The sequence below is a fragment of the Lipingzhangella halophila genome (assembly GCF_014203805.1).
In the GTDB taxonomy this organism is placed as follows: Bacteria; Actinomycetota; Actinomycetes; order Streptosporangiales; family Streptosporangiaceae; genus Lipingzhangella; species Lipingzhangella halophila.
Window position 1 is genome coordinate 3,152,828 of sequence record NZ_JACHJT010000001.1, and the last position, 24,463, is coordinate 3,177,290.

Consider the following 24,463-nt stretch of genomic DNA (forward strand, 5'->3'; position numbering starts at 1 on the left):
CGCCAGCGGTGTGGCGGCTCGGGGCTTCTATGACCAGACGGTCGCGACCCAGTGGGAGGCGGGGCGCGGCGGGCCCGACAGGGCCCGCCGCGCCCCGCCTCGGCGATCACTGCTCGCCTGCGGTCTCCTTGCAGAAGTCGGTGTCTGCGTAGTCGTCGGTGCAGATCTCCTCGATGGTGTAGAAACCGTCGGCGACGACCGTCTCCTCGACGTTCTCCTCGGTGACCGACACCGGATCCAGCAGGACGGAGGGGACGGTCTCGCCGTCGCCGTCCTCAGCTTCGGTAATCGTGTTCTCGCCGCCGTCGTACTCCTCACCGGTGGCGGCGGCCACCGCCATCTCCGCGGCGACCTGGGCCTCGGCCCTGATCTCCTTGTACACGGTCATGTACTGCTCGCCGCTGATGATCCGCTGGATCCCGGCGATCTCGGCGTCCTGGCCGGTGATCGGGGGCATCTCGTCCGCGCCGGCGCTCTTCAGCGCGGCCACGACACCGGCGGTCATCCCGTCGTTGGCGGAGTAGACGCCAACGATGTCGTCGACGCTGCTTGAGGTGATCGCGCCGTCCATCTGCTCCTGCGCCTTGTCCGGCGACCATTCGGGGGTGTCGAACTCGGCGGCGATCTCGACGTTGCCTTCGAGAACCTCCATGGCGCCGGTCTTGAACTCGGCGGCGTTGGGGTCGGTCGGCGAGCCGTGGATCGCCACGATCTCGCCGTCGTCGATCGTGCCTTCCTCCTCCAGTGCCTCGATGAGCGCCTCGCCCTGGACCTGGCCGACGGTTTGGTTGTTGAAGGAGACGTAGTAGTCGACCCCGCCCTGGGCCAGGCGGTCATAGGCGACGACGGGCACGTCCTGGCTCTGGGCGTTGCTGACGATGCTGGCGGCGGACTCCGTGTCGACGGCGTCCAGCACCATCACATCGATGCCCTCGGTCAGCATGGCCTCGGCCTGGTCCTGCTGCTTCGCGGTCTCCTGGTCGGCGTTCTGGTACGTCAGCTCGCAGTTCTCGCACAGCTCCGCGAGGGACTCTTCGATGTAGGGCTTGTCGAACTTCTCGTAGCGCGCGGTCTTGGACTCGGGCAGCAGCAGACCGACGTTGAAGCCCTCTTCAACGCTCGCGTCACCGCCGGATCCGGAATCGGTGGTCGTGGTGCCGCACCCAGCAGCCAGCAGTGCCAGTGCCGCGGCACCGACTGCGACACGGCGGGTGAATCGAGTTCGGGTATTCAACGACGTCGACCTCCTGTAGGGGGATCACCGGACGGCTTCGCGCGGGACCGGCGTGCCGTTACGAACGCGGGATGACGCCGGTGTATCGATTGCGTGAAGTCAAGCGCGCCACGATCTTGGCGTCAAGCGTTGAACAAATAACCGAAAAGTCACGAGTATTGCGTTCAACCTTTAAAGAAACGGAAACCCAGGCCAAAGCGAAGCCTCAGATCGCGGCGGCCGGAATCCTTTACCCGCGCTATGCCGTCGCCGCCGAAGCCAGGCGCAACGCCCCGCGCAGCGCCGCCTCCGCGCCAAGCTCGGCCTGGACGATGGTCAGGTCATTGAGCGCGGTTCCGAGGGTCCCGAGCTCCATCGAGCGCCGCATCGGCTCCAGCAGCAGCTCCCCGGCGGCTGCCAGCTCCCCGCCGACGATCACCAGATCCGGGTTCACGACATTGGCGAGGATCGCGGTCGCGCGCCCGAGCGCCGACCCGGCCTCGGCGATAATGCGCCGCGGCCCGGGGTCCGACACCGCGGCGTCCACCAGCTCGGCGAGCGTCGCCGGCCCGTCGGAGTCGCCGTGCCGCGGCAGCATGTCGAGCAGGTAGGGCGCTCCGGCGACGGTCTCCAGACACCCGCGGTTCCCGCACCGGCACACCTGGCCGCGCTCGTCCAGTCCCATGTGGCCGATCTCCCCCGCGGTCCCTCCCGCTCCCCTGAGCAGTTGGCCGGACACGATCATCCCGGCGCCCACGCCGTGCGACAGGCACAGGTAGATGACGTGCTCCCGGCCGCGCCCGACTCCGGCGCGGGTTTCCTCCAGCGCGCACAGGTTCGCGTCGTTCTCCGCGAAGACCGGCATCCCGAGCCGTTCGGCGAGCGCATCGGAGGGGCAGGAGCCGTCCCAGCGGGGCAGGCAGGACACGCCCAGGATCTCCCCTGTCGCGGTGTCGACGGGGGCGGGAAGCGAAACACCGGCGGCGGTCACCATCGAGCGGTCGGCGCGCGCCCTGCCGAGCAGCGTCTCGGTGAGCCACACCGCGCGCCGCACGCCACGCTCCGGACCGGCGGCCACGTCGTAGCCGATCGACTCGCGCGCCACCACCGTTCCGCGCCCGTCACCGAGAGCCACCGAGATCCGGTCGGGGTCGAACGCGATCCCGATGACCGCTCCGGGCGGCCGCACCAGGGTGACCCCGCGGGCGCGCCTGCCGTTCGACGAGGTCTGCCGCACCGATACGGTCCCGCTGTCACTCAGGTCGCGCACGATGTTGGAGACACTCGCCGCGGAGAGCCCTGTGGCCCGCGCGATTTCGGCCTGGGTGAGCGTGCCGCCCGTCCGCAGTATCTCGATGACACGTTGCTGGTTCGCCCGGCGTAGCTCGGCCTGCGTGCCTGGTGTCGCCTTGACGTCGGACACGGCGCGCCCCCTCGCTCTCCCGACCACCCGGTCTCGCTGGTGAAAGCGAGCATACAACGCTTGAATACACGTCTGGACGCCCGCGTGCGGACCCGCGCCCGCCGTCCGCGCGGGCCCGGCCAGCGGACGCAGTGGTCACGCCGCCACGACGGTCACCTCGACCGAGTGATGCCCGGTGGCCCCGTTGGGAGCGGGCGACGCCTCGTCGGCGGTCTGCGTCTCGCCGTCGCGGTCGGTCGCCCGGACGGTCAGGCGGTGGTCGCCGGGCTCCGCGTCCCACTCCAGCTTCCACTGCCGCCACGTGTCGAGAGTGTCCTCCTCCGCGAGCGTCGCCTCCCGCCATTCTCCGTCATCCACCCGGACCTCGACCTTCTCGATGCCGACGGTCTGGGCCCAGGCCACGCCGGCCACCGTGGCCGTACCGGCGTCGACCGTCTCCGCGTCGCCGGGGGTGTCGACGCGCGCCTGGATCTTGATCGGCGCCTCTTGTGACCACCCCCGGGGGACCCAGTAGGCATCGAAGGCGTCGAACGTGCTCAGTTCCAGCTCCACCAGCCACTTGCAGGCCGACACGTAACCGTAGAGGCCGGGAACCACCATGCGCAGCGGAAAGCCGTGCCGAGCGGGGAGCGGCTCACCGTCCATGCCGAGCGCGAGCATCGCGTCGCGGCCGTCCATGGTGTCGGCCACCGGGGTACCGATCGTCATCCCGTCGGACGAGCGCGACACGAGCTGGTCGGCAGGGCCGCCCTCGCCGGGCGGCCGGACCCCCGCCTCGCGCAGCAGCGCGGCGAGCGGCACTCCGATCCAGCGCGCGTTTCCCACCAGGGAGCCGCCCACGGGGTTGGACACGCACGCCAACGTGATGTCGCGTTCCATGAGGTCGGAACGGTTCAGCAGGTCGTCGTAGGTGTACTCGCGCTCCTTGATCCCGCGCCCGTGCACCCGCAGCGTCCAGGTCGTGGCGTCGATCCGCGGCGTCGAAAGGGCGGTGTCGATCCGGTAGAAGTCGTCAACCGGGGTGAAGAACGGGCTCTGGCCGGGAATGTCGAACTCCACCCCGTCGGGGAGAGCGGGTGCGGGAGACGCCGGCCGGGGCAGACTGATCGCCGCGCGCATCTCGGTGGTGTCGACCCGGGACGAGGAGTACCACCGCGCGCCGAGCCCGCCCGCGGCCGAGAGCGCGGCGGCGGCCCCGGCGGCGGTGATGAACCGGCGGCGGTCGAACCCGCCACCCGCCCGCGGTTCGGCGCTCGTCCCCCCAGCGCTCGGCTGGGGTTCGCCCTCGGCCTCTGGTTCGGCGCCGGCCGCGGGACCGGCCGCGGATTCCGGGGCGGGGGGCGACGCGGCCGGGGATCCGGATCGGGGCTCGGGGGCGCCGGCGGCTCCTGCGGCGGGCGAGGCCGTCTCCGTGCCTCCGCTTCCGGTGCCGTCCCCGGCGGCCGCGCCCGACCGCGCCGGCGAACCCGGCGCCAGCCTCAGCAGCAGACGCAGCACCGCGACCGCCGCGGCCGCGCCGAGCAGCGACGGCAGCGCGTCGAAGGGACCGCTCTCTGGCCTGGTCAGCGCCGCGAGGAGACCGATAGCGCCGAACAGCGCGATTCCGGCGTCACCGTGCCAGCGCCGGTTCCGTGCCAGGACACCGATAGCGGCCGCGAACCCCGCCAGCACCACGCCCATACCGCTGAGCAGCGCCACTTTGTCGGCCGTGCCGAAAAGGGCGATCGCCAGCTCTTTCAGCGGTTGCGGGACCACATCGACGACCGCGTCGCCCACCGCGAGCAACGGAGTGGCGTCAGGGTTGGTCAGTGCGCCAACCGCCTCGGCGAAGGCCATTCCCGCTCCCGCGGCGACGAGCCCGCACAGGGCACCGGTTCGCGCCCGCGGCGCGACAGCTGCCAACCCGCCTGTTGGGAGATCCTGATGGTGATACACACTTCCAGTCTCACCGCGAAACGCCGATCCGTGTCGCGATCCGCCCTTACGAAGCGGTGACGTCGCCTCATCCGGCCGGCCTCAAGGGGTCCGCGCCACTGGGGGCCGCGGCGGGGAGTTGCGGCAATGGGGCACTCCGCGAGCGCAGCGAGAGGGGTGCCAGCTTGCCGCCGAGCGCATGGTGCACCAACGCTGGGCGGCAAGCTGGCTCGCTCGCTTCGCCCCATCGCCGCACCCCCGCGGGCGGGCAGGGGTCCACGCGACCCCGCGCGCCCGCAAGGAACAGCATCCTCGAGACCAGCGGGGAGCCGGCCTACTTCACCGCGCCCATCGACAGTCCGCGCACAAGCTGGCGCTGGGCGATCCAGCCGACGACCACGATCGGCAGCGACACCAGTGTCGCCGCGGCGGAGAGCTGCGCCCAGTACAGGCTCTCGCTGGTGATGAAACCGACCATGAAGACGGGGACCGTCGCCGCCTGGGAGGCGGTCAGGTTCACCGCGAAGAAGAACTCGTTCCACGAGAAGATCATGCAGATCAGCACGGTCGCGGCGATACCGGGAGCCATGACGGGCAGCATCACCGACCACAGCACCCGGGGCAGCGAAGCACCCTCCACCCGCGCGGCCTCGATGATCGCTGTGGGCACCTCCAGGAAGAACGAGCGCAGCATCCAGACGGCGATGGGCAGGTTCATGGCCGTGTAGAGCAGTACGAGCGTCCAGATGTTGTCGAGCACGTTCAACTGGCCCGCCGCGACGTACAGCGGGACGATCACCGCGACCACCGGGAGCATCTTGGTCGAGATGAAGAAGAACAGCACGTCCTTGCTGCGGCGGACCGGCGCGATCGACAACGCGTAGGCGGCCGGCACTCCGAGCAGCACGACCAGCGCCGCCGAACCCAGCGTCGCGATCAGCGAGTTGCCGACATAAGGCATGATCCCCGCGTCGAGCACGGTGCTGAAGCGTTCCAGCGTCGGTGTGAACAGCACCCGGGGAGGATCGGTGTAGGCGTCGGTCTCCTGCTTGAAGGCGGTGAGCACCATCCACAGCGCGGGCGAGACAAACACCAGAGCGATGGCCCAGGTAAGGAGGGTCAGTGCGGGGCGGCCCACCCGGGAGGGGCGGGCCGGACGGCGGGCGGAGGGCTCGGCGGAGCGCGGGCTTCGCGGTACCCGCTCCGCTGGGGGGTCGTGGGTGGCGGTCATGCGTTCTGCTCCTCAGAGGACAGGAAGGCGCGGAAGATCAACCGCAGCGCGACCAGAGCCACGATGATCGTGCCAATGACGACCACCACGCCCATGGCCGCCGACTGGCCGACATCGAAACCGAGGAACGCCCGCTGGTAGATCGTGAACGGGAGGTTGGCGCTGGCGGTGCCGGGGCCGCCCTGGGTCATCATGTAGATCGTGTCGAAGGTGTTGACGACGTAGATCGCCCCGAGCAGCACGCCGAGCTCGATGTAGCGGCGCAGGTGCGGCAGCGTCACCATGGCGAACATCTGCCAGGTGTTCGCCCCGTCCACCTGCCCGGCCTCGATCACGTCGCGCTCCTGACTCTGCAGCCCGGCCAGGATCAGCAGCATCATGAACGGTGTCCACTGCCACACCAGGGCCGCGACGACGGACAGCACCGGGTAGCTGGACGCCCAGTCGACGTCGCCCAACCCGAACGGCGACAGGACGAAGCCGACCAGCCCGAACACCGGGTCGAACATCGTGGTCTTCCACAGCAGCGCGGTGGCCACCGGCAGGATCAGGAACGGGGTGATCAGCAGGGTGCGTACGACCCCCCGGCCCAGGAACCTGCGGTCGAGCAGCATCGCCAACCCGATTCCCAGCACCATGGAGACCAGGACGCACGAGGCGGTTATGAGCACCGTGTTGGCCGCCGCGCCGAGGAACTGGCGGTCGGTGAGGATCGCCGCGTAGTTGGACAGTCCGGTGAACTCCTGGGAGCCCGGGCGCAGCAGGTTCCATGAGCGCAGCGAGTACCAGATGGTGGCCAGGAACGGCAGCTGGGTGAGCAGGATCGTGAAGATCAGTGCGGGCAGCAGTGGGGCCCTGCGCGCCCAGTCCCGCGAGCGGCGGGTGGTGCGCGGCGCGGCCGTGGTGGTGCTCAACGGCGGTCCTCCCCCTGGTAGGTGTCGCCGACTTCCCGCGCGTACTGGTCGCTCTGCTCCAGGGCCTCCTCGACACTGATCTGTCCGGCGATGGCGGCGCTGATCTGCTGGCTGACGCGGGTGCCCATGTCCTGGAACTCGGGGATGCCCACGAAGCCGATCCCGGAGTACGGGACCGGGTCAACGGTCGGGTTCTGGGGGTCGGCGGCCTCGATGGCTTCACGCATGGGATCCGCGTAGCCGCCCGCGACCTCCTGGTAGCCCTCGGCCTCGAACGTCGAGGCGCGGCTGCCCGGAGGGACGCGTTCCCAGCCGTACTCTTCGGCGACCAGGGACACGTAGCTGGGGTCGGTCATCCAGGAGATGAAGTCCCACGCCTCGTCCTTGTGCTCGCTGGTGGCCGGCACCGCCAGCGACCAGGTGTAGAGCCACCCGCTGTTGCCGGTGTTCGCTACGGGCGCGGCGGTATAGCCGTTCTTGCCGACGACGGTGCTGGACTCCGGGTCCTCCAGGGAGCTCACCATGGCTGTCGCGTCGTACCACATGGCGGCGTTGCCCTGGCTGTAGCGCGAGAGGCAGCCACCGTAGCCGCTGTTGGCGGCGCCGGGTTGGCCGTGCTCCCGCACCAGGTCGACGTAGAACTCCACGGCCGAGCGGAACTCCGGGTCGTCCAGACGTGCGTTCCATTCCTCGTCGTACCAGCGCCCGCCGAAGGTGTTGACGACCGTGTTGAGGGGGGCCATGACCTCGCCCCAGCCGGGCAGGCCGCGCAGGCAGATCCCGGAGACCCCGTTCTCCGGGTCGTCGAGCTCGGCGGCGAACCCGGCGACCTCCTCCCAGGTGGGGTTCTCCGGCATCTGAAGGCCGGCCTCCTCGAAAAGGTCCTCGCGGTAGGTCAGGAACGACGACTCGCCGTAGAAGGGCACCGAGTACATGTCGCCCTCGTAGGACAACGACTCCCGGATCGCCGGCATGAAGTCGTCGCCCTGGTAGCCGTCGGTGCTGTCGATGTAGGGCTGCAGGTTCTCGATCCAGCCGTACTCCGCCCACTGGGCCGTCTCGTAGTTGCTGATCATCACGACGTCGAACTCGCCGCCCCCGGTGGCGACGGACGCCGTGATCTTGGCGCGGGCTTCGTTCTCGGGAAGCTGCACGAACTCCACATCGACGCCCGGGTACTCCTCGGTGAAGTGGTCCTGCAGCGCTATGGCGTCCTGCATCTGCGGGTTGGCGACGATGGCGACCACAAGGCTGTCCGAACCGGAGCCCCCGGCGCCCGCGCACGCGGTCATTGCGAGTGCGCCGCAGGCCGCGGTGGCCAGTGCGGCCACCGGGCGCCGACGCGCTTTGGGTGTCCCCGCTCGCGGGTCGCGGGTGTCGGTGCCGCGCATACTCAGTCCTTCGTGGGTTCCGGAACTACCTGGATCTTCACGCCGGCCCCCGCTCGCATGAGGTCGAGTGCCTCGGGAAAGCGGTCGAGGGGGACTGCGTGCGTGAGGAGCGGGGTGGTGGCGATGGCGCCGGAGGCCAGCAGGTCACGGGCCGCCCGGAAGCTGTGCAGCACCGCCATCGAGCCGACGATGGTGAGCTCGTCGTTGTAGAGGCGGAACGGCGAGACGCTGATCCGGGCCTCATCCGGTGCCACGCCGAACACCAGGAACCGGCCGCCCCGCCGCAGGGAGTCGAGCGCCGCCTCGATCGCGGCGGGTGCCCCCGTGGCGTCCACGGCCGCGTCGAAGCGCTGGTGACCGAGCTCGGCAACGCTGGTGGCGGTGGCCTCGGCGCCCAGTTCCGCGGCGATGGCAAGACGCCCGGTGTTCTGGTCAACCACGGTGACGCGCGCCCCGCCGCGTTGCAGGAGCTGCTGCAGAAGCAGCCCCATGGTTCCGGCGCCGACCAGCAGGAACTCCTCCCCCGGTGCCACCCCGACGCGGCGCATCCCGTGCACCGCGCAGGAAAGCGGTTCGACCAGGGCGCCCTCAGCGAACGACATCGACTCGGGCAGCCGGTGGCAGTTGGCCCCGGGGACGCTGACGTACTCGGCGAACGCCCCGTCCACCGTGTCGCCGATGGCGCCCCAGTTCGCGCAGAGATTGCCGCGCCCTGCGCTGCAGGCATCGCAGTACCCGCAGAACAAAGACGGGTCGACGGCGACCCGGTCTCCCGCTCGGAGGTCCGCTGGCGCACCGGATCCGGTCTCGACGATCTCCCCGCTGAACTCGTGCCCCGGAACAAGGGGGTACGGGCTCGGCGGGAACTCACCGTCGGCGATGTGCAGGTCGGTCCCGCAGATTCCGCAGGCGCCCACCCGCACGACCACGTGCCCGGGGCCGGGCCGCGGATCCGGCCGCTCCCCCGTCCGCACGTCGCCGGGTTTCTCGACTGTGGCTACACGCACCGGCACCCCCATTCGCGAGTTGCTCATATGAGCAACTTCACACTCATTTGATTGGCACTATTGAAACGCGCGCGAAACGGGGTGTCAACGTATGATTTAGGAAACGAGCACCACCCGTCTCAGATGAGCAGTGGAGATATGCCGCAGCACGACGACGCGCCACCAGCCCGGACCAGCGCCGACGGACGGCAGGCCAGGGGACCCGCAGAGCTGGTCCTGGCAGCGGACGTCGCCCGGCGCTTCTACCTCGAAGGGCGCTCCAAGGTCGAGATCGCCGACGAGTTCGCGCTGAGCCGGTTCAAGGTCGCGCGGGTGCTCGACTTCGCGCGCGAATCCGGAATCGTGCGGATCGACGTCCGGATTCCCGGGCAGATCGACGCGGAGCTGTCCAGCGCCCTGCGGTCGGCGTACGGATTGCGCCGGGTGATCGCCGTGCGCACGGCCTCGGACAGCCCGGACAGCCAGCGGAGCCAGATCGGCACGGTGGCCGCGGAGCTGCTCACCGAGATCGTCGAGGAGGGCGACGTTCTCGGGCTGGCCTGGGGGCGGACTCTCAACGTGGTGCTGCAATCGCTCACCCGGCTGCCTCCCTGCACCACAGTGCAGATCAACGGCGTCTACTCGCAGCGTGTCCCGTCCCGCGGCGCCGTCGAGACGGTGAAGCGGGCCGCGGAGCTGTCGGGCGGAACCGCGTACCCGATCTACGCGCCGCTGATCCTCCCCGACCCGGACACGGCGCGCGCGCTGCGAACGGACCCCGGCGTCGCCACCGCGTTCAACTGGTTCGACCGGATCACCAAGGCGGTCGTGTCGATCGGCGCCTGGTCGGCGGACCTCTCCACGGTCTACGACGCGCTGGGGCCCGAGACCCGGGAGTCCTACCGCGCGCTCGGCGTGCGCGCGGAGATGTCAACCCACCTGTTCGACGGCCAGGCCCGCGAAGTGCGCACCGACCTGGCCGATCGCGTGCTCACCATCAGCACCGAGGAGCTGCGCCGGGTCCCCGAGGTAATCGCCATGGCCACCGGCGAGGACAAGGAGGAGGCGATCGACATCGTCCTGCGCTCCGGGCTCATCTCGACGCTCGTCACCGACGCGGCCGTGGCCCAGCGTCTGGTGAACCGGTCCTAGCACCGTCGCTGCCGGGGTGGAGGGCGCACCTCCAGAAGCACCTTTACGATGTAGATTCAAACTGTGGCCCAAGGGCCGGAGCACCCTCGCACCGGGTTCACCCCTCGGTCTCACCATCGCTCTCCTCCGGGCGGGGCACCAACCCTCCGACGAGCCGCGCGATCACCGTCGCGAGGAAGATCGTCCCGGTCATCGCCTGGAACGAGGCAAGGGAGCGTGCCCATGGAGACACCGGCACCACGTCGCCGTAGCCCAGGGTCGCCTGGGTCACGTAGCTGAAGTACGTGAGCTGCTGCCACGCAAGGTGGGAGTCCGGGTGCGTGGTGTCGGCGAAGCTTCCCGGGCGCAGGATCTCCATCGCGCCGAACAGAGACGCGAACACCCCGCCGATGAGCAGGTAGACGCACACCGCCGCCGCGACCAGGTTCAGCCCTCTCGGCGCCCCCCGACTCCGGAACATGGCCCGCACCAGGGAGTGCATCAAAACGAGCTGGAACACGCCGAGGGAGGCCAGCATCCCCAGGCGCGCGTCCGTGTTGGCCTGGTCGAACGCGACCCACACCCCGAAGGCCAGAAACACCGGAGTCACGAGGAGCGCCGGCGCCAAGCGGTCGCGCTCCCCGTGCGTGACGAGGATCCCGAACACGACCATCGCCGCGTACAGCAGCATGTACAGCCCGGTCCACCACGGACCGTAGAACGTCATCGGGAAGCCGAACTGCAACAGGAGCAACGCGAGGAGAAAGAATCCAAGGTTCCAGCGGCGTCTCATCGGTGCCTCCCCGAACACCCCGGGCCCCGCTCTCCCGCTACCAGTCCACCCTCAACGGGGCGACGCGCGGGGTTGTGCCGCCCCGCGCCGGCACCGGACACGGCGCGGGCGCGGAACGGCGCCCCTCCACCGGGAGCTGGCCGGCGGCGATCCGGCTCCGCTCAGTAGCCGCCGCCGTCCTCACTCGCTGGCTCGTCGGTCCCGGTGTCCTCGCACGCGGCGGCCCCGAACACCAGGAACACGGCGCACACGGCCGCGACCGCGCGCCCCAGGAACGCTCTGGCAGTCCCCGGCATGGCCGCACCTCCCCTCGGCCTGCGGTCTCGCCCGGCCGCGCACCCGCGACCGGTGTCTCCTTGGCTACCCGCGAAGCCGCGGGTCCAACCGCTCCCGCGCGCCAGCGGGGCCCCGCTGGCCGGCCCGAACCGGCGACATTGGCCGCGTCGGCCGGATCCGGTCGCCGCGCGGAACGCTGGGGATCACGCCGTCTGGAATCCCCCGCGTGGCCCACCACGACCCCCCGCACCGAAGTTCGCACGCACACCGGCCCATACGCCTCGCACTGGTCATGCTTGCCGTCCTCGCGGTGCTGCTCAGCGCGGCCATCTGGCGGATGGGCGGGTTCGCCGCGGCGGGGGCCGCACGTGGGAGTGGACCTCCCGCCCCGAGGACAACCTCGAGCTGCCCGACGGCGACGAGACGGCGAGGTACTGCAAGCATCCCGACCACGACACTGGCCACCTCCCCGTTGGTGCGGAGTCCCTCGTCCTCGCCCACTTCGTGGTCCCCGACGACCGGGGGGCGGAACTGCGCTTCGAGGTGGAGGTCGCGACGAGCGCCCCGGAGATCGACTACGGCCGCCAGCCCGACGAGGACGTGGCGGAGGAGGTGGACGAGCTCTTCGACAATCCCGAGGAGGCCGGCGACAACCCGCGGGAGCCCGAGGTGCTGTCCTTTGCCTCCGACACTGAGCTCGACCACGCGGAGCTCGACAGGTCGGGGCACCGGCCCGCGCGACCGCGAAGCGCCGCCGCGCCTGTTGGGCGCGGCGGCGCTTCTGGGCCGCTCAGCGGGCTGGGTGAGCCCGAGCGGAATCGTGGGCCCTCCCCGCTGGCGCGGAGGGCGTGCGGATCGTGGTCGCCTAGGCGATGAGCTGGCGCAGGACGTACTGCAGGATTCCGCCGTTGCGGTAGTAGTCGGCCTCGCCCGGGGTGTCGATACGAACGTCGGCGTTGATGTTGATCCCGGTGTTCGTGGTCACGTGCACCGTCTCGGGCACGCTTCCCCGGTTGAGCTCGGTGACGCCCACGATGGAGAACGTCTCCTCACCGGTCAGGCCGAGCGAATCGGCCGTGTACCCCTGCGGGAACTGCAGCGGCAGCACCCCCATACCGATCAGGTTGGAACGGTGGATGCGCTCGAAGGACTCGGCGATAACCGCGCGGACACCGAGCAGCGCGGTGCCCTTGGCCGCCCAGTCGCGCGAGGAGCCGGAGCCGTACTCCTTGCCGCCGAGCACGATGAGCGGGGTCTGCTGTGTGGCGTAGTTCTGCGCGGCGTCGTAGATGAACGTCACCGGTGCGTTCTCGCCGTCGCCCTGGGTGAAGTCGCGGGTGTAGCCGCCCTCGGTGCCGGGAGCGAGCTGGTTGCGCAGCCGGATGTTGGCGAAGGTCCCGCGGATCATCACCTCGTGGTTGCCGCGGCGTGAGCCGTAGGAGTTGAAGTCCTTGCGCTCGATCCCGTGGTGCCGGAGGTAGCGCCCGGCAGGGGTGTCGGGCTTGATCGCGCCGGCCGGCGAGATGTGGTCGGTGGTGACCGAGTCGCCGAGCTTGGCCAGGACCCGCGCCGAGACGATGTCCTCGACCGGCGCCGGTTCCTTGCTCATGCCCTCGAAGTACGGGGGCTTGCGCACGTAGGTCGAGGAGTCGTCCCACTCGAAGATGCTGCCGGTCGGGGTGGGCAGTGAGCGCCACCGCTCGTCGCCGGCGAACACGTCGGCGTAGGCGCTCTGGTACATCTCGGAGGCGATCGAGGAGTCGATGACCTCCTGGATCTCCTGGGGCTCGGGCCAGATGTCGGCGAGGTAGACCGGCTTACCGTCGGAGCCGGTGCCCAGCGGCTCGGTGGTGATGTCGACGTCCATCGACCCCGCCAGCGCGTAGGCGACCACCAGCGGCGGCGACGCCAGGTAGTTCATCTTGACGTCGGGGTTGATCCGGCCCTCGAAGTTGCGGTTGCCGGACAGCACCGACGTGACGGCGAGGTCGTTCTCCTGGACTGCCTGGGAGATCTCCTCGGGCAGCGGGCCGGAGTTGCCGATGCAGGTGGTGCAGCCGTAGCCGACCAGGTTGAAGCCGAGCTTGTCCAGGTAGGGGGTGAGGCCGGAGCGCTCGTAGTAGTCGGTCACGACCTTGGACCCGGGCGCCAGCGATGTCTTCACCCACGGTTTGCGGGAGAGCCCCTTCTCGACCGCGTTCTTGGCCAGCAGCGCCGCGCCGATCATGACCGAGGGGTTGGACGTGTTGGTGCACGAGGTGATCGCGGCGATCACCACGGCGCCGTGGTCGACCTCGGTCTCTGTGCCGTCGGCGAGCGTGACCGTGACCGGCTTGCTGGGCCGGTGGCTCGCCTTGCTGGTCGTGTGGTTCGCCGGACCGCCGTTTCCGCTGGTGAAGACCGCCGGAGCGTCGGAGGCCGGGAAGGACTCGGCAGAGGCCTCGTCCACACCGTTCTCGATGCCCTCGTCGTGGACGTACTCGGTGATGTTCTTCCGCCAGGTGGGCTTGGCTTCCGTCAGCGCGATCCGGTCCTGCGGGCGCTTCGGCCCGGCGATGGAGGGGACGACGTCGGAGAGGTCCAGCTCCAGGTACTCGGAGTAGACCGGCTCTCGCGCCGGGTCGTGCCAGAGACCCTGCTCCTTGGCGTAGGTCTCGACGAGCTGCGTCTGGGCCTCGCTGCGCCCGGTCAGCTGCATGTACCGGATGGTCTCCTCGTCGACCGGGAAGATCGCCGCGGTGGAGCCGAACTCCGGGCTCATGTTGCCGATGGTGGCCCGGTTGGCCAGCGGCACCTCGGCGACGCCGTCGCCGTAGAACTCGACGAACTTGCCGACCACACCGTGCTCGCGCAGCATCTCGGTGATGGTGAGCACCAGGTCGGTGGCCGTGGTCCCGGGGTTGAGCCGGCCGGTGAGCTTGAATCCCACGACGCGCGGGATGAGCATCGAGATCGGCTGGCCGAGCATGGCGGCCTCGGCCTCGATGCCGCCAACGCCCCATCCCAGGATGCCCAGGCCGTTCTGCATGGTCGTGTGGGAGTCGGTGCCGACGCAGGTGTCGGGGTACGCCTGCCCGTTGCGGTCCATCGTGACGCGGGCGAGGTGCTCGATGTTGGCCTGGTGCACGATGCCGGTCCCGGGCGGCACCACCTTGAACTCGTCGAAGGCGGTCTGTCCCCAGCGCAGGAACTTGTACCGCTCGTGGTTGCGCTCGTACTCGATCTCGACGTTGCGCTCGAAGGCGTCGGGACTGCCGAAGAGATCGACGACCACGGAGTGGTCGATGACCAGTTCAGCGGGGGCGAGCGGGTTGACCTTGCCGGGGTCGCCGCCGAGGGCGTTGACGGCCTCGCGCATGGTCGCGAGGTCCACCACGCACGGTACGCCGGTGAAGTCCTGCATGATGACCCGCGCGGGCGTGAACTGGATCTCCTGGCTCGGTGCGGCCGTGGGGTCCCAGTTGCCAATGGCGCGGATGTGCTCGGCGGTGACGTTCTGGCCGTCCTCGGTGCGCAGGAGGTTCTCCAGCAGCACTTTCAGGCTGTACGGAAGCCGCTCGGAGCCTTCGACGGCGTCCAGGCGGAAGATCTCATACGACGCGTCGCCAACGCGGAGCGTGTCACTACTGCCGAAGCTGTTCGCGGACACGATGTTTGCCTCCTGATCTCGCCACTTTCGCCCGGCATCATCCCGCGGTGGCGCTGCCGGGCAATCACTGAGGCTGCCCTTGTTAAGAGATCGCCCCCGAATGCGAGCCGGCCCATCCCAACACGCGCTGGGTGGCCTTGACCAGCCACGAAACTGTGGGCCACAGCGTCGGCCGACCATGCCCCTCCCGACACATCCTGTCAGCCGGGTCCGCTGTCGGCGGTCAACCTCACATGTTCAGTGATTCGTCTCGCGTTACTATCTCGACATCAAGCTATCGAACACATATCTCGATATCAAGTTATCCGGTGCCGCTGCGCCGCCGTTCGGCCGCGTGGCGGCACCGGCGGAGCTCAGCGGAGCTGCGGCGCCACCTGCGAGGCGACGAGTTCCAGGTGATCAAGATCGGTCAGATCGAGTACCTGGAGGTAGAGACGGTCGGCACCGATCTCGGTGAAGCCGCCGATCTTGTCGACCACCTCGGCGGGGCTGCCCGCCAGCCCGTTCTCCTTCAGCTCCGCGACGTCGCGGCCGATCGCCTCGGCCCTGCGGGCGACCTCGGCGTCGTTCCTGCCGCAGCACAGCACCTGCGCCGCGGAGTAGCGCATGGGCTCGGTGCGGCCGGCGCTCTTCACCGCGGCGCGGGTACGCTCGAACGCCTCCGCGGTCTCGGCGGCGGAGCTGAACGGCACGTTGTACTCGTCGGCGTACGTCGCGGCCAGCCGCGGGGTGCGGGTCGGTCCGCGGCCGCCGATGAGCACCGGCGGCCGCGGCGACTGCACGGGCTTGGGCAGAGCCGGCCCCTCAGCGAGGCGGTAGTGCCGCCCCTCGTAGCGGAACGACTCGCCCTGCGGTGTTCCCCAGAGCCCGGTGATGACGGCCAACTGCTCCTCGTAGCGGTCGAACCGCTCGCGGGCCGTGGCCGGGAACGGGATCCCGTAGGCCAGGTGCTCCGCCTCGTACCAGCCGGCACCGAGGCCGAACTCCACCCGGCCCCCACTCATCTGGTCGACCTGGGCCACGCTGATCGCCAGCGGCCCGGGGTGCCGGAACGTCGCCGCGGTCATCAGGGTGCCCAGCTTGATCCGGGAGGTCTCGCGCGCGAGACCGGCGAGGGTGACCCAGGCGTCGGTCGGCCCGGGCAGGCCGTCGCCGTCGCCCATGCTCAGGTAATGGTCAGAACGGAAAAAGGCGTCGTAGCCCAGATCCTCGGTGGCCTTGGCCACCGAAAGCAGGGTGTCATAGCTGGCGCCCTGCTGTGGTTCGGTGAAAATCCTCAAGCGCATGGGCTCCATTGTTCTACCGTCGAGCGCGATCGCGGTAACCAACACCGGCGCGATCGGCGCGACCGGCGCGCACCCCACTGGCCGAGACGCGTGGCCACGACCGGCGCGGCGCGATCGGAGTCAGGCGAGGCTGCGCGCGAGCAGTGGGATCTGTCCACCGGCGAGCACGGCGTCGACCTGGCGCGCCGACAGTTTGTGGTGCAACCGGTAGGTCTGCCGCTTCGTGACGTTTCGCATGGTGATCTCGGCACTGGCGGGCAGCGTCCCGGTGAGGTCCGCGATGGCCAGGACGTCACCGGAACCGATGTCGTCGTAGTCCGACGGATCCTGGAACTCCAGGGCGAGAATCCCGAAGTTCGCGAGGTTCTGCCAGTGGATCCGCGCGAAGGACTTGGCGACCACCGCCCGCAATCCGAGGTAGCGGGGCGTGATCGCGGCGTGCTCGCGCGAGGACCCCTGCCCGTAGTTCTCCCCGCCAACCACGAAATGCCCGGTGGAGTCGGCGATCTCGCGGGCGCGCCGCGGGTAGCTGTCGTCGATCCGCACGAAGGTGAACTCGGCGAGCCGGGGAACGTTGGATCTGTAGGGCAGCGCTGCGGCGCCCGCTGGCGATATCTCGTCGGTGGAGACGTCATCGCCCACCTTCAGCAACACCGGCGCCTCGACACTGTCGGGCAGCGGCGGGAAGTCCGGGAGCGAGGAGATGTTGGGTCCCTTGACGAGCTCCCCGGATGACTCACTCGGCTCTGGTGGCGGGGTCAGCATCGCCGTGTTCACGCTGCTGCGCTCGGGAAGCTGGAGCTTCGGATAGGTGAGGCCGAACCGCTGGGCCGCGTCGCGCGGGTCGGTGATCATGCCCGCGAGAGCCGAGGCCGCGGCGGTTTCCGGGGAACACAGCCATACCGAATCCTCCGGAGTTCCGGAACGTCCGGGAAAGTTCCGCGGGAACGTGCGCAGCGAGTTCTGCCCGACGGCGGGAGCCTGCCCCATTCCGATGCAGCCCAGGCATCCGGTCTGGTGCAGGCGCGCGCCACTGTTGATGAGGGAGACGGTGCCCCCCAACTTCGTCATATCGGCCAGGATCTGGCGGGAGGTGGGGTTGACGTCGAAACTCACCTCCTCGTGGATCTGGCGCCCCTCCACGACGGCCGCGGCCATCATGAAGTCGCGCAGCCCGGGGTTGGCCGACGAGCCCACCACCACCTGGCTGACCTCGGTCCCGGCGACCTCGCGCACGGGCACCACGTTGTCGGGAGCCGAAGGTTTGGCGATCAGCGGCTCGATCGTGGAGAGATCGATCTCCTCGGTCACGTCGTAGCTGGCGTCCTCGTCGGCGACCACGGGCACGAAATCGTGTTCGCGCTGCTCCCCGCGAAGAAAGGACCGTACTGTCTCGTCGGCGGGAAACACGGTCGTCGTCGCACCGAGTTCAGCCCCCATGTTGGCGATGACGTGCCGGTCCATCGCGCTGAGGGTGTCCACCCCCGGGCCGTGGTACTCGATGATGCGGTTGAGGCCGCCCTTGACGCTGTGGCGGCGCAGCATCTCCAGGATGACGTCCTTGGCCGAGCACCACTCGGGAAGCCGCCCGGTCAGGCGCACCCCCCATATCTGCGGCATGCGGATGTACAGGGGCCGGCCGGCAATGGCCAGTGCGACCTCCAGCCCGCCCACTCCGATCGCCAGCATCCCCAGCGAACCGGCCGCGCAGGTGTGGGAGTCCGAGCCGACCATGGTGGCGCCCGGAACGCCGAACCGCTGCATGTGTGTCGGATGCGACACACCGTTTCCCGCCTTGGAGAACCAGATCCCGTAGCGGCGGCACGCTGATTCCAGGTACACGTGGTCCTCGGCGTTGCGCTCGTCGGCCTGCAGCAGGTTGTGGTCGACGTACTGGACGCTGACGCTGGTACGTGCCCGGTCCAGCCCCAGCGCCTCCAGCTCCTGCATGACCAGTGTGCCGGTCGCGTCCTGGGTCAGGGTCTGGTCGATGCCGATACCGACCTCACGACCCGGGGTCATATCGCCTTCGACGAGGTGGGAGGCGATCAGTTTCCGCGCGACGCTGCCTGACATCTCACCCTCCTCACGCCGGGCGGCTCACCCGAGCGCGGAACGGGAACGCCCCCACGCGTCCCCGTGTTCGTGCGTATCAGTCCCCCTCTGCCCGCACACTGCGGCAACGATGCGAAAGCCCGGGCACGGGATGGAAACCGCCCCGGGTGGCGGCGATGGGGCTCCGCCGAGCGATGGTGCGGCGTGCGCTCGGCGGCAAGCTGGTGCGCTCGCCATGCCCCGTCGCCGCCCCCCGGCTACTCGCGGGTCAGGGTCGCGACGCACTCCACATGGTGGGTCATGGGGAACGAGTCGAAGGCGCGCACATCCTGCAGGGTGTAGCCCGCCTCGATGAACGTCCCGAGGTCGCGGGCAAGGGTGGCCGGATCGCACGAGACATAGGCCACCCGGCGGTTGCGCAACTCGGCGAGCTGCTGGGCGACGGCCTCGCCCACACCGGCGCGCGGCGGGTCGACCACGGCGACGTCGACGCGCATGTCAACCCATTCCCGGAGCTGATCGGCGACTTCGGCCTGCTCCACCCGGACCCACGGCAGGTCGCGCAGGTTGTACCGGGCGTCGCGGGCAGTCTCGGAATCGGTCTCGACGCCGATCACCCGGCCCTCCGAGCCGACCGCGTCGGCCAGCGCGCCCGCGAACAGTCCGGCTCCGCAGTACAGGTCGAGCGCGGTCTCGCCGGGCTCGGGGCGCAGCGCTTCGCGCACCGCCTCGCTCAGCGTGCTCGCCGCGGCCGGATGCACCTGCCAGAAGCTTCCGGCACTGACCCGGTACTCGCGGCCCTCGACCGTCTCGCGGACGCCGCGCCGCCCCCGCACCTGCTGCACCCGGCCGCCCTTGAAGCGGCGCAGGACAGCGGTGGACTCCAGGAGCGGGGGCATAGCCGGCATCCGCGCCCCGCTCGGGGTGACGACGACAGCGTTGTCGGCGTGCGAGTGCGAGGTGATCGCCTCGACCTCGGTGAACCCCTCCCACGAGGCGTCGGTGACCCCGAGCGCGCGCACGTCGGGGTGGGCGATCGCGCACTCGTCCACCGGCTGCACCTCGTGCGAGCGGTGCCGGCGGAACCCGGCGTGGCCAGCGTCGTCGACGGCGTACCTGACCCGTGTGCGCCAACCGAGGCCGTCGGGCGTACCCGGCAGCTCCTCGACGTGGACCTCGCGCTCGATACCGGCGATGCGCCGCAACTGGTCGGCTACGACGTCGCCCTTCAACCTGCGCTGCGCCTCGAGCGAGGCGTGCTGCCAGTCGCACCCGCCGCACTTGCCCGGACCGGCGTACGGGCACGGCGGCTGCACGCGGTCGGGCGAGGGCTCCAGGATCTCAACGGCGTCGGCACGCAGGAAACGCTTGGTCTGGCCGGTCACCAGCGCGCGAACGCGCTCGCCCGGCAGCGTGTGCCGGACGAACACAACCTGGTCGTCGTGGCGGCCCACGCACCAACCGCCGTGCGCTACGTTGTCGACACGCAGCTCCACCTCGGTTCCCACCAGGTCCCCTGTGTCGGGACGCACGGAAACACCACGGCTCATGGACAACCACCTCCGGCGGACGGGACTGCTAAAAATTCGCGCGTTTGACTGCTCTCCTCCCTGGAGGAAGGGGATTCCTGGCTCAGGCTGCCTGCCGGGCCAGCGGCCCGGGAGGTCTTAGGCCCTCAACACCAGCCGGGGCCAGACCAGCCCGGACCAGCATCAGGCAAGCGGAGTTCTCGTCCCTGGGGGACACGGCTCCGCACGCGGTGCAGGTGTAGATACGTTGCGAAAGAGGAAGTGCGTGCTTGGTTCTCGCTCCGCACGGCGCGCATTCCATCGTGGTGTGCGCGGGGTCTACGAGGCGCAGCTCGCGGCCGTGTTCGCGGGCCATGTGGATCATTGCCTGCTTGGTCGCGCCGATCGCGGCGTCGGCCGCTTTGCGGGCCACGGTGGACTTGGCAAGGAACTTCGGCCGGAAGTCCTCGACCGCGAGGCGATCGTGGTCGGTGGCGACCTTCTTGGCCCACTCGCGGGCGGTTGACGACACGCGAAGCCGGTAGGTGTAGCGGGCATACCCGGCACCCTCCGCATGTCTTTCCGCTGTCGTCATGAGATCAAATATACGTGATCACAAACGCGCGACGGCGAGTCTCGCGCCGGCTACGGTACACAGCACCGAATACGGGGTAGGCACCCCTGGCCGGCCCTTGAGCGCGCCCCGACCCGGGTGGAGGGCGACCGGTTGGGTGTACCTTCGCCGACGGGCACGCCCGAGGTCGTGCCGGCCGGCCGTGTGCGGACTCACAGGAGCGGATAACCAGTGCACATCGTGATATTGGGATGCGGACGAGTGGGCTCGACGCTCGCACACACGCTGGAGGACATGGGCCACACGCTCGCCGTGATCGACCAGGACCCCGACGCGTTCCGGCGGCTCCGCTCCAGTACCGCCAAGGCCGCCGTAACAGGGCTCGGCCACGACCGCGACGTGCTCCTCTCCGCCGGCATCGAGAACGCCTCGGCGTTCTGCGCGGTGAGCAGCGGCGACAACTCGAACATCATCTCGGCGCGAGTGGCACGCGAGACCTTCGGCGTCACCAACGTCGTGGCGCGGATCTACGATCCGCGGCGCGCCGAGGTGTACCAGCGGCTCGGCATCCCCACGGTCGGCACCGTCCGCTGGACCGCTGACACGATCCTGCGCCGGCTGATTCCCGGCGATCCGGGGCTGGCACACGGCGGCCCCCTGTGGCGCGACCCGTCGGGAAGCCTGGTCCTGACCGAGGCGCCGCTCACCGCCACCTGGGTCGACCGGCGGGTCGAGCAGCTCGAAGCGGCGCTGCCGTTGCGCGTGGCCTACCTGTCGCGAGCCGGTGAGCTCCTGCTGCCGCGCGGCGACGAGACGCTGCGTGCGGGCGACGTGCTGCACGTGCTGGCCCGCAGCAGCGACATTGACACTGTGCAGGCCCGGTTGCGCCTGCACGAGAGCGAAGGGAACGGTGGCTAGATGCGAGTCGCGATCGCCGGGGCGGGCAGTGTCGGGCGCTCCATCGCCGCCGAGCTGACCGGAAGCGGGCACGAGGTACTGCTGATCGACCGGGACTCCCGGGCGATCGGCCTGGATGAGCTGCCGCGCGCGGAATGGCTGCTCGCCGACGCCTGCGAGCTGTCCTCGCTTGAGGACGCGCGTATCGGCGAGTTCGACGCTCTCGTGGCCGCCAGCAGTGACGACAAGGCCAACCTCGTGGTGTCGCTGCTCGCCAAGACCGAGTTCGCGGTACCGAGGGTGGTGGCGCGGATCAACGACCCGGGCAACGAGTGGCTGTTCACCGACGCCTGGGGGGTCGACGTCGCGGTGTCCCCGCCACGGCTGATCGCCGCCCTGGTAGAGGACTCCACCGGGGTGAACGAGGCGGGCGAGGCGATGGCGCTGATGTCGTTGCCCGACACCGATCTGCTGGAGTTCACCCTGCCCGAGGACGGCGCGCACGTGGACCGCCCGGTCCGGGAGCTGGCTCCCGACCTCCCCGAGGACATCGTGCTGGTCGCGATCGTGCGGGAGGGGCGGGTGCGTCCTCCCGCAGCCGAGACCCTCCTGCGCTCCGGCGACGACCTGGTGTTCCTGAGTAGCGCGGGGTCCGTGCAGGAACTAGGCGAGCTCCTGGTCCCCGAGCCCTAGGGAGAAGCGCCCTTCCGCATCGAAGTTGACCGTGGGGACACGTTCAGCAACAAGAATGGCCCCACGGTCAGGTTCGGGGCGGCGTGACCGGCTCTCAGCCTCGTTCGCCCTGTTCGCGGTCCGGATCCGCGCTGGCGCCGCCCAACGCCCCCGGCTCCATCGGCGTGTTCCCGCGCGCCAGCAGCCAGACCATCGCGGCCAGCGAGGCCACCTGCAGCGGCCACCCCATGCCGATCTTCGCCAGCCCGAGCAGGGCGAACGTGTCGGCCGCCCCGGACTTGGCGGCCAGCCACAGCGGATACTGCACCACGACCCGGATCACGCACGGCAGCACCAGCAACCAGGTCAGCCGGGAGCTCAGCTTCACCACGGCCGGGTTGTCGCGCCAGCCCGTGGGGTCTCCGGTGACCGAGCCGATGAGCAGCCCGACCGCGGGCCAGCGGATAACCACCGTCAGGATCAGCACGGCGGCGTACACCGCGTTGTAGATGATCCCCGGCAGGAACGCGTCCTCGGCGTCGCCGCTCCGCAACGCGAAAATCGCGGCGATGCCGATACCGAAGAGGCTGTTCACCACGAACTGCACCGACGAGCGCTGCACCAACCGCACGACTGCCAGCAGCACCGCGGCGGCGACCCCCAGCCCCAACGCGAGCTTGAGGTGCTGGGTGGCCAGGAAACTGACTGTGAACGCGAGGGTCGGGAGCGCGGCCTCGGCCATGCCCCGCTTGCCGCCCAGCGCCTTGGAAAGCTGCTGGCGCACGACCGCCTCAACGGTGCGCTCGGAGACCGCCGCCGGTTGCTCGGCCCCTTCGCCTGGTGGCGTTGCCGAGGAGTCGTCGGTAGCGTCGTCGGCCGCGCCGGCGGGCCGATCGGGGTCGGTCATGCTGCTCCCGCTGTGCTTTTGAGGGTGCGGCCACCTGCGGTGCGCCGCACACTGGTCGACTCTGGGTGTGCTCCGCACGTCCAGCCTAGATCACGCATGATGCCACCGTGCGCCTCCGTGTCCGGGTGACTCCGCAGTGCGACCGAACCCGCCGGGATCCCCGACCGGCTGCGCCGGGCCATGACACCGAGGACGCGGGTACCTAGGCTGGCGCACAGGGGGCATGGCCGCCGAAGCGGAGCGTGCCGACACCCTCGCGGCCGTAGAGTCGCGCGGCGCTGATCCCGGCCACGCGATGCGTCACGGCCGGCGCGTCACTGCCCGGGGCGTGCGTCGCGGTGGTGCACCGCGACCGGCTCGCGGCCGGCGACGCCCAGCACACTGCCGCGCCACGAAGGGAGGGAGCGCGGAAGCCCGCGGGCCCGGGCCTGCGCCGCGCGCGCCTGATGGATATTTCGCCCCCACCCGCCACACTCCGGTCCGACCACCTTGGCTTCGCCCTGCGGCTGCACGACCAGCTGACCCGGTCCGGCCGGTCGGGGCTGGTGTGGTCGCCGTACTCGGTGGCCTGCGCGCTGGGGCTGGTGGCCGCCGGCGCCGGCGGGACCACCCGTGCGGAGCTGACCGCACTGCTCGGCACCGACCTGCGGGCCCATCTGGCCACGCTGGACGACGCCGTGGCCGAGGGCCCGGAGCTGGCCACGAGCACCGGGCTGTGGGTCCGTGAGGACCTCCAGGTGCGGCCGGAGTTCGAGGCCGACCTGCGCGCCCGCCGCGGATCCGGGGTGTACACCGCCGACTTCCCCGGCGACCCCGATGGCGCGCGGCGCACCATCAACGACGAGGTCGGCAAGCTCACCCGCGGGCTGATCAGCGAACTACTCCCGCCCGGGACGGTGCAGACCACCACACAGGCGCTGCTGGTGAACGCGCTCTGGGTGCGCCTGCAGTGGCAGGAGCGGTTCGACCCCAAGAAGACCACGAAGGAGAGCTTCCGCTCCCCCACCGGAACCCGGCGCGTCCCGACGATGCACCGCAGGGGGCGTCTGGGCTACGCGGAGGCGCGCGGGTGGCGCATGGCCACCCTTCCGGGCGACCACGACCTCGCTCTGGACATCCTGTTGCCCGACGACGAGCGCACCGCCGCCGAGCTGGAGCCGCAGACCCTCACCGAGCTGCTGCGCGCCGGCTCGACCCGCGACGTCGCGCTCGCGCTGCCGCGGTTCGAGCTCGCGCACAGCGAGCTCCTCAGCGGCCCGCTGGCCCAAGCCGGGGTGCGCACCTGCTTCACGCCGCAGGCCGACCTCAGCGGCATCGCAGAGCGCCCGCTGCTCATCGACGAGGTGGTGCACCGGGCGCGGCTGCGCGTCGACGAGAAAGGCGCCGAGGGCGCCGCCGCGACCGGCGTGGTCATGCGCACAGCGGCGCTCAAGCCCGACCGCCCCGTGACGTTCCACGCCGACCGGCCGTTCACCTTCGTGCTCCGCCGCCGCGAGGCCGTCCTCTTCCTCGGCAGGGTGGCGGATCCGGAAGACCCCGGCCCCGCGCGGTGACGCCCGGGGCCACGGCGCGCCCCCGGGTCGGGCGCCGCCGCTTTTGTGCTGATCGTGCGGATCCCGTTCCTTCGTAGCACCGTCGGGTTT

At 70.1% G+C, this 24,463-nt stretch carries 20 protein-coding genes; 5 read left to right on the forward strand and 15 right to left on the reverse strand.

All coding sequences use genetic code 11. The annotated features are described in order from the left end of the window. Positions 1-106: 106 nt before the first annotated feature. The 7 genes from F4561_RS14600 to F4561_RS14630 all read right to left on the reverse strand — a co-directional run bounded on the left by F4561_RS14600 (position 107) and on the right by F4561_RS14630 (position 9,105). Positions 107-1,234, reverse strand: a complete 1,128-nt coding sequence (locus F4561_RS14600; protein ID WP_184579450.1) for a substrate-binding domain-containing protein — start codon at positions 1,232-1,234, stop codon at positions 107-109. A 238-nt stretch (positions 1,235-1,472) separates the two neighbouring features. Beyond that, positions 1,473-2,636 (reverse strand): ROK family transcriptional regulator, encoded by a 1,164-nt coding sequence (locus tag F4561_RS14605; RefSeq protein WP_184579452.1) that lies wholly within the window; start codon positions 2,634-2,636, stop codon positions 1,473-1,475. A 135-nt stretch (positions 2,637-2,771) separates the two neighbouring features. Next, the gene (locus F4561_RS14610; protein WP_312885273.1) at positions 2,772-4,571 is read right to left on the reverse strand and encodes a molybdopterin-dependent oxidoreductase; all 1,800 of its coding nucleotides are present in this window, start codon (positions 4,569-4,571) and stop codon (positions 2,772-2,774) included. Positions 4,572-4,884: 313 nt separating this feature from the next. Continuing rightward, the gene (locus F4561_RS14615) at positions 4,885-5,781 is read right to left on the reverse strand and encodes a carbohydrate ABC transporter permease (protein ID WP_184579453.1); all 897 of its coding nucleotides are present in this window, start codon (positions 5,779-5,781) and stop codon (positions 4,885-4,887) included. Next, positions 5,778-6,695, reverse strand: coding sequence for a carbohydrate ABC transporter permease (locus F4561_RS14620; RefSeq protein WP_184579455.1), 918 nt, complete (start codon positions 6,693-6,695; stop codon positions 5,778-5,780). The genes F4561_RS14615 and F4561_RS14620 overlap by 4 nt, the downstream gene beginning before the upstream one ends. Then, entirely contained in the window at positions 6,692-8,086 is a 1,395-nt protein-coding gene (locus F4561_RS14625) for an ABC transporter substrate-binding protein (RefSeq protein ID WP_184579457.1), read from the reverse strand. Before F4561_RS14625 ends, F4561_RS14620 begins: the two co-directional genes overlap by 4 nt. 2 nt (positions 8,087-8,088) lie before the next feature. Beyond that, a complete protein-coding gene (locus F4561_RS14630; RefSeq protein ID WP_221446009.1) occupies positions 8,089-9,105 on the reverse strand; it encodes a zinc-dependent alcohol dehydrogenase family protein in 1,017 nt (338 codons plus the stop codon). Between the two features lie 198 nt (positions 9,106-9,303). Between F4561_RS14630 and F4561_RS14635 the strand changes: the two genes are divergently transcribed. After that, complete coding sequence (locus F4561_RS14635; protein ID WP_221446010.1) at positions 9,304-10,224, forward strand: sugar-binding transcriptional regulator; 921 nt, start codon at positions 9,304-9,306, stop codon at positions 10,222-10,224. 97 nt (positions 10,225-10,321) lie between these two features. Here the strand turns inward: F4561_RS14635 and F4561_RS14640 are convergent, their stop codons facing one another. Continuing rightward, positions 10,322-10,996, reverse strand: coding sequence for a potassium channel family protein (locus F4561_RS14640; protein WP_184579459.1), 675 nt, complete (start codon positions 10,994-10,996; stop codon positions 10,322-10,324). 161 nt (positions 10,997-11,157) lie between these two features. Further along, positions 11,158-11,292 (reverse strand): hypothetical protein, encoded by a 135-nt coding sequence (locus F4561_RS33320; protein WP_281384094.1) that lies wholly within the window; start codon positions 11,290-11,292, stop codon positions 11,158-11,160. Between the two features lie 484 nt (positions 11,293-11,776). Here F4561_RS33320 and F4561_RS14645 point away from each other — a divergent pair, with 484 nt between their 5' ends. Then, entirely contained in the window at positions 11,777-12,148 is a 372-nt protein-coding gene (locus F4561_RS14645; protein ID WP_184579461.1) for a hypothetical protein, read from the forward strand. On the opposite strand, the gene acnA is transcribed toward F4561_RS14645, so the two are convergent. From acnA to F4561_RS14670, 5 genes are all read right to left on the reverse strand, one after another. Further along, positions 12,138-14,921, reverse strand: coding sequence for an aconitate hydratase AcnA (gene acnA / locus F4561_RS14650; RefSeq protein WP_184579463.1), 2,784 nt, complete (start codon positions 14,919-14,921; stop codon positions 12,138-12,140). The two genes, F4561_RS14645 and acnA, sit on opposite strands and share 11 nt — an antisense overlap. 353 nt (positions 14,922-15,274) lie before the next feature. After that, positions 15,275-16,207, reverse strand: coding sequence for an LLM class F420-dependent oxidoreductase (locus F4561_RS14655; protein ID WP_184579465.1), 933 nt, complete (start codon positions 16,205-16,207; stop codon positions 15,275-15,277). A 120-nt stretch (positions 16,208-16,327) separates the two neighbouring features. Then, entirely contained in the window at positions 16,328-18,283 is a 1,956-nt protein-coding gene (locus F4561_RS14660; protein WP_184579467.1) for an aconitate hydratase, read from the reverse strand. Between the two features lie 236 nt (positions 18,284-18,519). Next, positions 18,520-19,812 carry a class I SAM-dependent RNA methyltransferase gene (locus F4561_RS14665; protein ID WP_184579469.1) on the reverse strand — a complete coding sequence of 431 codons (1,293 nt, stop codon included), beginning with the start codon at positions 19,810-19,812 and terminating at the stop codon, positions 18,520-18,522. An 82-nt stretch (positions 19,813-19,894) separates the two neighbouring features. Then, positions 19,895-20,365, reverse strand: coding sequence for a zinc ribbon domain-containing protein (locus F4561_RS14670; RefSeq protein ID WP_246437202.1), 471 nt, complete (start codon positions 20,363-20,365; stop codon positions 19,895-19,897). Positions 20,366-20,575: 210 nt separating this feature from the next. Here F4561_RS14670 and F4561_RS14675 point away from each other — a divergent pair, with 210 nt between their 5' ends. Beyond that, positions 20,576-21,262, forward strand: a complete 687-nt coding sequence (locus F4561_RS14675) for a potassium channel family protein (RefSeq protein ID WP_184579471.1) — start codon at positions 20,576-20,578, stop codon at positions 21,260-21,262. Then, positions 21,263-21,934 carry a potassium channel family protein gene (locus F4561_RS14680; protein ID WP_184579473.1) on the forward strand — a complete coding sequence of 224 codons (672 nt, stop codon included), beginning with the start codon at positions 21,263-21,265 and terminating at the stop codon, positions 21,932-21,934. Positions 21,935-22,028: 94 nt separating this feature from the next. Here F4561_RS14680 and F4561_RS14685 read toward each other — a convergent pair whose 3' ends face one another. Beyond that, positions 22,029-22,820: a DUF3159 domain-containing protein gene (locus tag F4561_RS14685; protein ID WP_184579475.1), complete on the reverse strand. Its 792-nt coding sequence runs from the start codon at positions 22,818-22,820 to the stop codon at positions 22,029-22,031. Between the two features lie 446 nt (positions 22,821-23,266). Between F4561_RS14685 and F4561_RS14690 the strand changes: the two genes are divergently transcribed. Then, positions 23,267-24,373 carry a serpin family protein gene (locus F4561_RS14690; RefSeq protein WP_184579477.1) on the forward strand — a complete coding sequence of 369 codons (1,107 nt, stop codon included), beginning with the start codon at positions 23,267-23,269 and terminating at the stop codon, positions 24,371-24,373. Positions 24,374-24,463: the final 90 nt, after the last annotated feature.